The organism is Haloechinothrix salitolerans, assembly GCF_042662605.1.
GTDB lineage: Bacteria > Actinomycetota > Actinomycetes > Mycobacteriales > Pseudonocardiaceae > Haloechinothrix_A > Haloechinothrix_A salitolerans.
The window spans coordinates 2,421,695-2,433,912 of record NZ_JBHSXX010000001.1; the positions used below are offsets into that span (position 1 = coordinate 2,421,695).

The window sequence follows — 12,218 nt, forward strand, 5'->3', positions numbered from 1 at the left end:
TGGCGGTTCCCGGCATGCGGCGCATCGGCACGAGCCTCGCGCGGCCCGCCGACACGGTCGGCTCGCGGCTGGCCGAGGTCGGCAACCACCTGGTCTTCTACGCTCGCGTCATCGGCTATATCCCGATGACGATCACGAAGTACTGGAGCCACATCGTCCGGCTCATCGCCGAGATCAGCTTCGGCACGGCCACCATCCTCGCCGCGGGCGGCACCGTCGGTGTCGTCTTCGCGATGTCGTTCGTGAGCGGCGCGCAGGTCGGTTTGGAAGGCTTCCGCGGCCTCGACCTCGTCGGGCTCGCGCCGCTGTCAGGGGCGGTGTCCGGCCTGGTCAACACCCGCGAGCTGGCGCCTGTTGTGGCGGGCATCGCGCTCGCGGCGAAGGTCGGCACCGGTTTCACCGCCCAGCTCGGCGCCATGCGGATCTCCGAGGAGATCGACGCGCTCGAAGTCATGTCGGTCAACTCGCTGCCGTTCCTGGTCACCACCCGCATGATCGCGGCGTTCCTCACCGTCATCCCGCTCTACCTAGTGGGGTTGTTCGCCGCCTACGCGTCGACACGGTTCATCGTCGTCAACGTCAACGGCCAGTCGTCAGGCAACTACGACCGCTGGTTCGAGCTGATGCTGCCCACCCAGGACGTCTTCTTATCGCTGCTCAAAGCGCTGATACTCGCCATGGTCGTCACGATGATCCATTGCTACTACGGCTACAACGCCAGCGGCGGGCCGGAAGGTGTCGGCAGGGCGGCGGGCCGCGCGCTGCGCACCAGCATCGTGATGATCATGATCGTCGACATCCTGCTGACGTTCGCGTTCTGGGGCGTGTTCATGGAGCTGCCCGGTCTCGGGGGTGAGGCATGAGGCGGTCCGGACCAAGGAAACCGCTGAGCAAGCTCGCGCTCGCCATCCGAGGCGCGATCGCGTGCCTGTTGGTGATCGCGGTGATGGTCTACATCACCATCGCCAGCACCGGCGCGTTGTCCGGCTATCCCGAGATCACCGCGTCCGTGCCCGCGAGCAACGTCGGCATCAGCGAGCAGGCTCCCGTCGAGTACAAGGGCGTCGTCGTCGGCAAGGTCATCCGCGTCGAGACCGAGGAAACCACCGCCCACGTCACCATGCGCATCTACGAGCGGCAGGCCGACGCGATCTCGGAACGCTCGCAGGTCCGGGTGCTGCCGCGCACGCTGTTCGGCGACCAGTTCGTCCAGCTCATCCCACCGCCGGACGGTGACGTCGGGGAGCCGATCTCCGACGGCGACACCCTCATGCCGGACACCTCCACCGAGACCGTGCAGCTGTATGAGGCGTACGTGCGGCTCACCGAATTACTCGATCGCATCAAGCCGGAACAGATCGCGACCGCGCTGCACGCCATGGCGCAACTGCTCGACGGCAGGGGAGAGAAGTTCGGCCGGATGATCGACCAGCTTCACGATCTGACCGACGACGTCCCGGGCCTGCTCGACCTCGTCGACGACGGCGCGACAACCACGACGACCCTGAGCGACCAGCTCGCCGAGGCCGCACCGCACGGCATCAAAGCGATGCGGGACGCCATCGCGCTGTCCGAACTCGTCGTCACGGAGCAAGACACCCTCGCGGGCGCGCTCACCGGCGGCATCGCCGTCAGCGACGAGAGCACCCGATTCCTTGCCGACAACACCGACCGGTTCATCAAGCTGCTACACACATCCGGTCCCGTCGTGGACACGCTCGCGCGCCATCCGCGCGCGGTGCCGGACGCCGTGCGCAACGCCCATACCTTGCTGGAAGCGGGCATCCCCACGTTCCAGACCGGGCCGTGGTTCCGGATCAGGGCCAACCTCACCACCAAGGAACCTCGCCCGTACACGCGGGCGGACTGCCCCCGTTACGGCGACCAGGCGGGCCCGAACTGCCCCACTGGCACACAATCCGGCGATCAGACCGTGCGATACGGCGGCACCGCGGGCCCGGTCGGCAGCGAGCAGGAGTCCGAGACGCTCACGGAACTGTTGCGTGCCGCGCCGGGCGGCCAGGACGAGGAGTCCGACGGCATGGTCGGCGTTCTGCTCGGACCGCTCGTGCGTGGCAACTCGGTGGTGATCCCGTGAACCGCGAGTCCATGACGTCCACAGTGGTCAAGCTCGGCGTCTTCCTACTGGTCACGGGGCTGTGCACCGTGCTGGTCGGTAACACCCTCTACCGGCCGCTCGGCCAGTCGACCACTACCTACCGTGCCGCCTTCACCGACGTCGTCGGTCTCAAGCAAGGCAGCGACGTCCGAATCGCGGGCGTGCGGGTCGGCAGGGTCAACCGGCTGGAGCTCACCGGCGAGCACGCCACCGTCACCTTCGAGGTCACCAACGACCAGACGCTGCCCACCGACGTCGAAGCGCACGTCCGCTACGCCGACCTGCTCGGCGCCCGCTACATCGCGCTCAAGCCCGGCGAATCGGCCAGCGGCGAGCTGCCAGAGGATTCGGTGATCCCCCTGGAACGGACCCAGCCCGCCGTCGACCTCACCGAGCTGTTCAACGGCTTCCAGCCGGTGTTCAACACCCTGGAACCGAAGGAGGTCAACACCCTCGCCCGACACCTCGTCGCCGTGTTCCAGGGGCAAGGCGGCACCATCGACAGCCTGCTCAGCCACGTCGTCGCACTGACAACCAGCATCGCCGACCAGGACGAACTCATCGGCGAAGTGCTGGCCAACCTCAACAAGGTCACCAACTTCGCCCTGCGCAACGAGCCGAACTTCACGCGGCTCGTCGACAGCCTCGCCGCCCTCACCAAGCGGATGGCGGACAGCAGGAAACAGATCGGCACCGTCATCGACGCGTCCAGCGAGCTGGCACGCGGGCTGTCCGGGCTGGTCACCGACCTCCGGCCGGCGCTGGACAACGACCTGCGCTCGCTGAACCGGTTCGCGGGCACGCTCGCGAAGAACTCCGACGAGTTCGCCAGCACCATCCAGGCCGCGCCGGAGCTGTTCACGTCGGTCAACCGTGTCGCGGAGTACGGCGCATGGGTGAACGTCTACCTGTGCACCATGATCATCGAGTCCGGCGCGCCGCTGCTCGGTGACATCGACACCAGCGTGGGACCGCATTCGGAGGTGTGCCAGGCATGAGGGTGCCGTTCCGGGAGCGCGACCCGAGGAAGCTGGCGATCATCGGCACGCTGGTGGTCGCGCTCGTCGCCGCCTCGTCGTTGCTGCTGCCGCAGGCCGTCTTCTACGCCCGTACGACGCACTACTCAGCCGAGTTCGCCAACGCGGCCGGGCTGCGCACCGGTGACCCGGTCTACATCGCGGGCGTGCCGTCAGGGCGGGTCAGCACAATCGAGCTGGCGGGTACGCACGCGCTTGTCGGTTTCCGCATGGAGTCCGACCGCACGCTGGGGGAGCAGACGACGGCGGGCATCAAGATCCAGACCGTGCTGGGCAAGCGCTACCTCGACCTCGTTCCGCGCGGCGGCGGTGAACTCGACCCAGACACCCCAATCCCCGTGGCGCGCACCTCGGTGCCGTTCTCGTTGGACGACCTGTCTCGCTCGGCCGCGAAGGCCACCGAGGAGATCGACCTCGACGCGCTGCGCGGCCTGCTCGACACCCTGGAGCAGGACTCGCCCGACCCCCAGCTCGCCGGGCAGGCGCTGGACGGCATCGCGCGCGCCAGCAAGGTCTTCGTCAAGCACGACAAGGCCTTCACCGACCTCATCGACGGCGCGGAGCAAGTCACCACGGGCCTACTCGAGCAGAAGGACACGCTGGTCTCGCTGCTGGGCGACGCCGATCTGATCGCCTCGACGTTGTCCCGGCGTTCCGCGGCGATCGGCACGCTGATCAGCGACATCGCCGCGCTGAGCAGGCAGCTGGAGTCCTTTCTGGACGTCAACCGGCCACGCATCGAGTCACTGCTCACCCGGCTGACCACCATCACGAAAACCCTGAAGAAGACGCAGCGGGACTTCAACGCCACGCTCACCCAGTTCGCGCCCGCGTCCCGCTATATCTCCAACACCTTCGGCCACGGGCCGTGGGGCGACGTCGTCGGTCCCGCCGCGATCGTGCCGGACAACGTGCTGTGCTTGAGTGGCGTCGTTCGGGGGTGCTCATGACCGCCATCCCACGCAGGGCGCTCGCCGCGTTCGTCGTCGTGACGCTGGCCGCCGCCGGGCTCTACCTCTGGGTGCGGCCGCAGCCCAGCCTCACCGTGCACGCGCTGTTCGCGCAGGCCGACGGCATGTTCGTCGGCAGCGACGTCGCCGTCCTCGGCGTCAACATCGGCACGGTGGAGGAGCTGGAACCGCGCGGCGACCACGTGCGGATCACGATGTCGCTGCCCGCCGACACCGAGATCCCCGCCAGCGCGGAGGCGTGGGTGATGTCGCCCAACGTCGTCTCCGACCAATACATCGAACTGACCCCGCCGTATCAGGGCGGGCCGAGGCTGGACGACGGCGCGGTGATCGGACTCGACCGCACGCACTCGCCGATCAAGTGGGACACGCTGGTCAAGTCGGTCAACGAGCTGCTGACGACGTTCGGTCCGCAGGGTGCGAACTCCGACGGTTCGCTCGGCAGGGTGCTGGACAACGCGGCCAGGCTGCTCGACGGCAGAGGCGAGAAGCTGCGGGAGGCAATCCGCAACCTGTCGCAGGCCACCGACGTCATCGGCGGGTCGATGCCCGACGTCAAGCGGCTGTTGACCAGCTTGGACAAGCTGGTCGCCGTGCTCGCGGACAACAAGTCCACGGTCGACTCGCTGACTCGCTCGATCGACGACGTCGCAGGTGAGTTCGCGCGGCAGGAAAACGACATCGCCAACGCCATCGGCTCGTTGTCCAGCGTGCTCACCGAGGTCGGCGACCTGGTGAAGCGGCACGGCGCCGCGATGTCGGACAACGTCGACCGGCTCGCCGATGTGTCCGTTGAGCTGGCCAAGCACCAGCGGCAGCTCGTGGAGATCATGGACACCTTCCCGCTCGCCGCGGAGAACATCACCCGCGCCGTCACCGACGACGGCAAGCTCCGCATCCGGCTGGACTTCACCACCAACCTCTCGCAGTTCGAATGGGGCCAACGGTTGTGCGCCGAGGTCGCGCTCTGGCTGTGTGAGGGCAGGGGCCTCTACAACCCGATCGAGCTGCCCCCGACCCTGCCGCCCACGTTGCTGGGAGGGGGTGGCTGATGCGTCTAATCGCTGTTCTTCTCGCGCCGTTGCTGCTGGCAGGGTGCGGCTTCAGCCTGCAGAACGCCTCCGTCGGCAGGGACGTCGACGGGCCGTCGTACCGGATTACCGCCGAGTTCGCCGACGCTACCGGACTGCCGATCGGCGGAAAGGTCCGCATCGGCCCCGCCACCGTTGGCAGGGTCGAGTCCAAGACAGCCAAGGACTTCGTCGCCCACGTCGTCCTCGTGATGCGCGAGGACGTCAAACTCCCGCGCGGCACCACGGCGGGGCTGGAACTGAGCACCGCGCTGGGCGACCAGTACGTCGCGCTGCACCCGCCGCGCTCCGACGACGATGCGCTGATCGGCGACGGCGGGCGCATCCCGCTGGCGGACACCGAGCGGAGCCCCAGCATCGAGGACACCATGGCGCTGCTCGGCAACGTGCTCAACAACAGCGGCATCGAACAGGCACGCACCATCGTCACCGAGTTGAACACCATGCTCGACGGCCGCGACGACACCGCTCGGGCCTTGCTTGGTCGCCTCGACACCGTGCTCGGCGCGATCGAACGGCGCACCGGCGATTTCACTCGCACCCTGCGCTCGCTCAACAAACTCGGTGCCACCGTGTCGGACAACCGTGCGGTGCTGCGCAAGGCGTTGCGCACGCTCCGGCCCGCCGTCGACGCGGTGCGCCGCCAGTACGGGGACGTCGAACGACTGATGGGCAGTGTCACGGAGTTGTCCGGCGAGGTGAACACCGCGCTGCGCAAGACCAGGGGCACGATGACACGGCAGGTGCGCCAGCTTCAGCCGGTGCTGCGGGAGTTGGCCGCCGTCGACGGCGAACTCGGCGCGACGCTGCGGCGGTTCGAGACGTTCGAGCGAGTGTTCAGCCGCGCCGCGCCGGGCGACTACCTCAACCTGTACGGCCTGGCGAACGTCCCCGAGAGCGTGACCGGCGTGCTCACCGGGCTGGGTGACTACCTGCCCGGCGGCGGCTCCTCGGCGACCGGTTCCGGGGCGGACGCCGTCGAGCGGCTGCTGCGGAAGGGAGCGCGCTGATGGCGAGGCTCAAGCAACGGCTGCCGCTCGGGCAGATCGCGCTGTTCCTGGTGATCGCGCTGGTCAGCACCGCATACGTCGCGGTCAACGCGGTGGGCACCGACGTCGTGGCACCCCGCAACCACTACACCGTGCTCATGGACGACGCGGGCGGCCTCACACCGAAGTCGCCAGTCACCTACCGGGGTGTCACCGTCGGCGACGTCACCGATGTCGTAGCGCTCCCGGGTGATGACGGCGTGCGGGTGGAGCTATCGGTGCTCGCCGACGTCAAGGTGCCGACGGACACCGAGATCGCCGTCGCGCAGGACACCCCGGTGGCGCTCAAGCACGTCGACTTGCGCCCGCCGGACGATTCCGGGCCCTACCTCGCCGATGGCGCCACGGTCGGGCCGAAACGGACGAGCCGACCGCTCGCGCTGGAAGAAGTCCTGATCAACCTGATGAAGCTGACCGACTCCATCGACATCGACGACGTCTCGGTCATCGCGGAGGAGCTGTCGACCGGGCTCGCGGGTACCGCGCCGGAGCTGGAACGGCTCGCGGACAACAGCTTCGCGCTGGTCGATGATCTGATGGAGCTGGAACCGACCGCGCGTAGTCTCGTTGGCAACGGCCAGGAGTTCCTCGACGCCACCGGTTCCGACACCGGGAGGCTGCCGCGCATCGCACGGGCGCTGGCGCGGATCAGCGAGCAGTTGCGCACGGTCGCCCCGGACGGCGTCGAGCTCGCGCGGCAGGTGCCGCCGCTGACCGAGCGGCTGGTGCCGTTGCTGCGGGAGACACAACCGTCGGTGAGTGTGCTACTGGCGAATCTGGTGACCCCGGCGCAGATCGTGTCCGCCAGAATCCCGGCGTTGGAACACGGGTTGATCTTCATCCCGCGCTCGTTCGCGGAGCTGGCCACGATCGGTGAAGGCAACACGGCGAACTTCGAGTTCGTGGTGACGCAGGGACCGGTGTGCTACTACGACTCGCCACGTAGGACTCCGCAGCAGACCGAGCCGAAGGAGCCCGAACTGACGTATCACTGCCCGAGCGAGGTACCGGTGCGGGGCGCGACGAACGCGCCGCGGCCTGACGAGGCGCGGCAGCGGCCCGTCGTGACGATGGCCGACCCGGCGACCGGCCGGGCTGCCGTGCCCGGCGGTGGTTCGGTGCGGCTCGGCCACGGCGGGGGTCAGGCCGACGTGCTCGGTGACGACTCGTGGCAGGCGATCTATCTGCAAGGAGTGCAGCCATGACGATCCAACGGCCATCCCCGGTGCCCCGAGAGGACGACACGGCGTCGGGAATGCAGGACACAGCGTCGGGAGTGCAGGACACAGCGTCGGGAGTGCAGGACACAGCGTCGGGAGTGCAGGACACAGCGTCGGGAACGTCGGACACGGCGCGGCGGGGGCGTGGGGTGGTGCTCACGCTCGTGCTCGTGATCGTCGTGCTGCTGGGGGCGGCGGGAACGTTCGGCGTGCTGTGGTGGTCGGAGCGAGGGGAGTCCGCGCAGCGTGACGAGGTGCTGTCGGTGGCCGAGCAGATCGCCGTCGACGTCACGACCTACGACTACCGAAAGATCGAGGAGAACTTCGACCGCGTGATCGCGCGGTCGACCGAGAAGTGGGCCGAGGTCTACCGCGACGAGCGCTCCGAGCAGCTGGCCGACGTGATCGTCGAGGGCAAGGCGACGTCCGAGGGCACCGTGCGCGACGCGGGGATCGCCGAACTGACCGAGGACAGGGCGGTCGTCGTCGCGTTCGTCGACCAGACCATCACGAACGTGCACACGCCGCAGCCGCGCATCGACCGGAATCGGATGCGGCTGGTATTGCGCGAGGTCGACGGAGAATGGCTACTTGACCGCTACGATCTCGCGTGAACGGAATTGACGGAACTGGCCCCCGCGCCGACGGCGGGAGAACCGGTAAGAAGCCGTGTCGCCGCCGGAACGAAAATGATCATCCTGTCCGGGACGGTACGAATTCGCGTGACTCCTTACTCGTGAGCGCGACGGCGGCGTCGGCGAGCTTCAAATTGTTCGCGCGGCAATAGGAACGCAGCAGCTGGAACGCTTCGTCGACGTCGAGGTTGTAACGCTCGGACAAGACGCCTTTGGCTTGTTCGATCACGATTCTGCTGTCCAGCGCGCGCTGGAGCTGTTCGCTCAGCGTCTTGTAGTGATCGAGATTCTCGCGCAGCTCAGCTTCGATGTCCGCCTGCATGTCGTCGCCTCCATGAATGCGCGTACGGCATAACGAGGCCACTGGGCCCCGTTCCAGAACGCTTCGTGTGCCGCTCCCCCACGCGGTGCACTCTCGCGATCCTTGCACCATCGGGTGACTCTGAAAAGGGGCCAAGGTCCTCAATTCAACTTAATGGCACCGACCAGACGAGTCGGGTGCCACCGCTGGTCGGATTCTCGACACGCAACGAGCCATCCGCCGCACGCGCGCGCTCGTGCAGGTTGTGCAAGCCGCTGCGGGCTACGACGTCCGGGATGCCGATACCGTCGTCGGACACCGCGATGGTGAGGTCATCGCCCACCGACACCGTCAGCGACACCGTGTCGGCGCCGGCGTGGCGGACGACGTTGCTGACCGCCTCGCGCACCACGGCTTCCGCGTCCTCGGCGAGGCCGTGTTCGACTACCCCTAGCGGGCCGGACATTCGCACCATGGTGTGCAGTTCGGTGTCGGCGGTCAGCTCGGTGAGCGCGTGGCTGAGCCGTTCCCGCAGACCGGACGACCCGCCGGGGCCGCCGTGCAGGTCGAAGATCGCGGTCCGGATGTCGCGGACGATGTCGTGCAAGTCGTCGACGGTGCCCAGCAGGCGGGTACGCACCTCGGGTGTACGCACCCGCGGCATGACGCTTTGCAACGACAGGCCGACGGCGAACAGCCGCTGGATGACGTGATCGTGCAGTTCCCTGGCGATGCGGTCGCGGTCGGCGAGGACGTCGAGCTCGCGCATTTGCCGCTGGCTCTGCGCCAGCTGCACCGCGAACGCGGCCTGGTCCGCGAAGGAAGCCGCGACCGAGAGCTGCTGGTCGGTGAACGGCGCCGAGCCGGGGGAACGGGTGATAACCAGGACACCAGATACCGAACCCGCGGCACGTAGCGGTAGCACCATGGCGGGTCCGAACTCCAGCCCACCAGGGTGCAACCGCAGCTCGTCGACCCGCGACGGCGTGCTGGTGCGGAACGCCTCACCGGAGGTCGACTCGTTGACCGGGATGGCCTTGCCGTTCACCTGGTTCGCGGTGTCGCCCTCGGTGACCGTCACGATGAGCTCGCTGACCTCGTTGACCGGCTCCTCGGGATCGTCTGGCACAGCGAGAAAGGTGTCGTCCGAGTTGGTCAGCTCCCGCGCCCGCCGGGCGATCAGCCCCAACACCTGTGATGGCTCGGTCCCGGCCAGCAGTTCGGTGCTGATCTCGGCGTTGGCTTCCAGCCATTCCTGTTGGATCTTGGCGTCTTCATAGAGCCTGGCGTTCTCGATCGCGATACCGGCCGCCGCGGCGAGCGCCTTGACCACCACCTCGTCGTCCTCGGTGAACGACTTACCGTCTGCCTTCTCGGTGAGGTAGAGATTGCCGAACACCGCGCCGCGCACCAGGATCGGCACGCCGAGGAAACTGCGCATGGGTGGGTGGTTCGCCGGGAAACCGACCGAGTCCGGATGGGTTGACAGGTCGTCGAGCCGCAGCGGTTCCGGCTTCTCGAACAGCACGCCGAGCAAGCCCTTGCCCTCCGGCAGGTTGCCGATGAGCTCGCGCTGCGAGTCGTCGATACCTTCGTAGACGAACTCGGTCAGGACGCCGTCATGACCCCGGACGCCGATCGCGCCGTACTGGGCTTCAACTAGCGTGGTCGCGGCCTGCACGATGCGGCGCAGGGTGGCGTCGAGCTCCAACCCCGATGAAACGGCGAGGACGGCCTGCAGCAGACCGTCCATCTGATCACGGGTGCCGATCATCCGCTCGATGCGTTCCTGCACACCCGCGAGCAGCTCGCGTAGCCTCAGCTGCGACAGCGTTTCGCGGATCTGCGGTTCGCGATAGTCATGACCCGGCACGTTTGTGTTCATCGCCTTCACTTTCGCACCACATGCCGGAATCCGCTAGGGCAATGGATGGCCGATCAGCTGCGGACCGGCGACGTCACTCAACCAGCCTACCGACCGCACCTCACCTGCTTTGTTGCTTGTCGCGCAATTGGGTCGCGAGCACGGCCACCTGGGTGCGTCGCGCCATTCCGAGCTTTGTCAGCAGCCGCGAGACGTAGTTCTTCACGGTCTTCTCCGCGAGGAACATGCGCTCGGCGATCTGCCGGTTGGTCAGCCCCTCCCCGATGAGTTCGAGCAGCACTCGTTCGCGCTCGGTCAGGGACGCGAGCGGGCCCTGGTCGGTGGCGTCCGCGCGCAGCTTCGTCATCAACGCGGCCGCGGCGCGGTTGTCCAGCAGTGACCGCCCGCTGGCGACCTCGCGGACCGCCTCGATGAGGTCCATGCCCTTGATGTCCTTGATGACGTAGCCACCGGCACCGGCCAGGATGGCGTCTAGCATCGCCTGCTCGTCGGTGAACGACGTCAGCACGAGGCAGTTCAGTTCCGGCATGGATGAGCGCAGGTCGCGGCACAGTTCGACACCGTTGCCGTCGGGTAACCGCACATCGAGCACCGCGACGTCCGGCTTCAGCGCGGGAATCCGCGCCATCGCCTGCGAGACCGTGGACGCTTCCCCGACCACCGTCAGTTCGGGGTCGGCTTCCAGAAGATCCGCGACTCCTCGGCGCACCACTTCGTGGTCGTCGACGAGGAACACTTCGATCATGCGTAATCCTTCCACGCGTCGTTGTCCAACATACGCTCAGCCACTTACCTTCGCACCAGGTTGGCGCATCTTCATCGTGCCGGGTTACCGCTCGCGGATCATGGGCCATCCGGCCCTGATGGCGACGTCCTTGGTCCCTTGGTGCGCTGTTCAGGGCGCGGCATGCTGGTGATGGACGCACACACTGGCTGCGAATGGAGACACTGATGGCCGATACGACGGCCGCCCACCCGATCGTGGCGGGGATTGACGGCTCGACGTCCGCGTTGAACGCGGCGAAATGGGCCGCGCGCGAGGCCGCACTGCGGGAAACGTCGTTGCTGCTGGTGCACGCGTGCGACGCCCCGGCGGTCAACCCCCGCAGTCCCGTCTCGCTGCCCCGCAACTACGCCGACGCGCTGCGGGAGTACGGCGACGACTGGCTGCGCGACGCGCACACCGCCGTAACCGCCGCGGTGTCCGATGTCGCGCCCGACCTTGAGGTGCACACCGCCGTCGAGGACGGCCACCCCGCCGAGGTGCTCATCAACGCGGCGGCGTCGGCGCAGCTCGTGGTGCTCGGCTCACGCGGGCTCGGTGGGTTCTCCAGCTTGCTGATCGGCTCGGTCGCGGTGGCGGTGGCCGGTCACGCGCCGTGCCCCGTCGTCGTGGTGCGCGGGGAGGAGGGGCGTTCGACGGCGCGGGACCCGGTGGTCGTCGGCGTGGATGGCTCGGTGCCCGGCGACCGTGCCCTCGGGTTCGCGTTCGAGGTCGCCGCGCTGCGCGACGCGCCGTTGGTCGCGGTTCGCGCCTGGACGTACGCGACTATCGAAACCGGCTGGCCCGCCGTGCCGATGGAGATCTCGGACGACGACATCGCCGGCAACGAGCGGCGGCTACTCGATCAGTGTCTCGCCCCGTGGCAAGAGAAGTATCCCGAGGTCAGTGCCGAGGGGCGAGTGGTAAGGGGGCGTCCGGTGCGCACGCTGCTCGCCGAGGGCGCACACGCACAGCTCATCGTGGTCGGCTCGCGCGGCAGGGGCGCGCTAGCCGGTCTCGGGCTGGGCTCGGTCAGTCAAGGCCTGCTCCATCACGCCGACCGCCCGGTCGCCATCGTGCGCGTGCGTCCGTAAGGGGCCTCGGGCGTCGTGTCCCCCGTTCCCGACGCTGTGTTCCCCGCTCCCGA

The 12,218-nt window shown here is 67.8% G+C and carries 12 protein-coding genes; 9 read left to right on the forward strand and 3 right to left on the reverse strand.

The genetic code is table 11. The features are described from left to right. Positions 1–14 precede the first annotated feature (14 nt). From ACFQGD_RS11405 to ACFQGD_RS11440, 8 genes are read left to right on the forward strand one after another with little or no spacing between them, the layout of a single operon-like run. Positions 15–863, forward strand: coding sequence for an MlaE family ABC transporter permease (locus ACFQGD_RS11405; protein ID WP_390183546.1), 849 nt, complete (start codon positions 15–17; stop codon positions 861–863). Beyond that, the gene (locus ACFQGD_RS11410; protein ID WP_345400384.1) at positions 860–2,098 is read left to right on the forward strand and encodes an MCE family protein; all 1,239 of its coding nucleotides are present in this window, start codon (positions 860–862) and stop codon (positions 2,096–2,098) included. The genes ACFQGD_RS11405 and ACFQGD_RS11410 overlap by 4 nt, the downstream gene beginning before the upstream one ends. After that, positions 2,095–3,117 carry an MCE family protein gene (locus ACFQGD_RS11415; protein WP_345400381.1) on the forward strand — a complete coding sequence of 341 codons (1,023 nt, stop codon included), beginning with the start codon at positions 2,095–2,097 and terminating at the stop codon, positions 3,115–3,117. Before ACFQGD_RS11410 ends, ACFQGD_RS11415 begins: the two co-directional genes overlap by 4 nt. Continuing rightward, positions 3,114–4,106 carry an MCE family protein gene (locus ACFQGD_RS11420; protein ID WP_345400378.1) on the forward strand — a complete coding sequence of 331 codons (993 nt, stop codon included), beginning with the start codon at positions 3,114–3,116 and terminating at the stop codon, positions 4,104–4,106. The genes ACFQGD_RS11415 and ACFQGD_RS11420 overlap by 4 nt, the downstream gene beginning before the upstream one ends. Beyond that, complete coding sequence (locus tag ACFQGD_RS11425; RefSeq protein ID WP_345400375.1) at positions 4,103–5,179, forward strand: MlaD family protein; 1,077 nt, start codon at positions 4,103–4,105, stop codon at positions 5,177–5,179. The genes ACFQGD_RS11420 and ACFQGD_RS11425 overlap by 4 nt, the downstream gene beginning before the upstream one ends. Next, entirely contained in the window at positions 5,179–6,228 is a 1,050-nt protein-coding gene (locus ACFQGD_RS11430) for an MCE family protein (RefSeq protein ID WP_345400372.1), read from the forward strand. Before ACFQGD_RS11425 ends, ACFQGD_RS11430 begins: the two co-directional genes overlap by 1 nt. Continuing rightward, on the forward strand, positions 6,228–7,472 hold the full coding sequence (locus ACFQGD_RS11435; RefSeq protein ID WP_345400369.1) for an MlaD family protein: 1,245 nt from the start codon (positions 6,228–6,230) through the stop codon (positions 7,470–7,472). Before ACFQGD_RS11430 ends, ACFQGD_RS11435 begins: the two co-directional genes overlap by 1 nt. Then, positions 7,469–8,101, forward strand: a complete 633-nt coding sequence (locus ACFQGD_RS11440) for a hypothetical protein (RefSeq protein ID WP_345400366.1) — start codon at positions 7,469–7,471, stop codon at positions 8,099–8,101. Before ACFQGD_RS11435 ends, ACFQGD_RS11440 begins: the two co-directional genes overlap by 4 nt. A 79-nt stretch (positions 8,102–8,180) precedes the next feature. Here the strand turns inward: ACFQGD_RS11440 and ACFQGD_RS11445 are convergent, their stop codons facing one another. From ACFQGD_RS11445 to ACFQGD_RS11455, 3 genes are all read right to left on the reverse strand, one after another. Further along, positions 8,181–8,444: an ANTAR domain-containing protein gene (locus tag ACFQGD_RS11445; RefSeq protein WP_345400363.1), complete on the reverse strand. Its 264-nt coding sequence runs from the start codon at positions 8,442–8,444 to the stop codon at positions 8,181–8,183. A gap of 145 nt (positions 8,445–8,589) precedes the next feature. After that, positions 8,590–10,308 (reverse strand): GAF domain-containing sensor histidine kinase, encoded by a 1,719-nt coding sequence (locus tag ACFQGD_RS11450; protein ID WP_345400360.1) that lies wholly within the window; start codon positions 10,306–10,308, stop codon positions 8,590–8,592. Between the two features lie 100 nt (positions 10,309–10,408). After that, positions 10,409–11,053, reverse strand: coding sequence for a response regulator transcription factor (locus ACFQGD_RS11455; protein ID WP_345400357.1), 645 nt, complete (start codon positions 11,051–11,053; stop codon positions 10,409–10,411). Between the two features lie 206 nt (positions 11,054–11,259). Between ACFQGD_RS11455 and ACFQGD_RS11460 the strand changes: the two genes are divergently transcribed. Then, a complete protein-coding gene (locus ACFQGD_RS11460) occupies positions 11,260–12,165 on the forward strand; it encodes a universal stress protein (RefSeq protein ID WP_345400354.1) in 906 nt (301 codons plus the stop codon). The last annotated feature ends 53 nt before the right edge of the window (positions 12,166–12,218 follow it).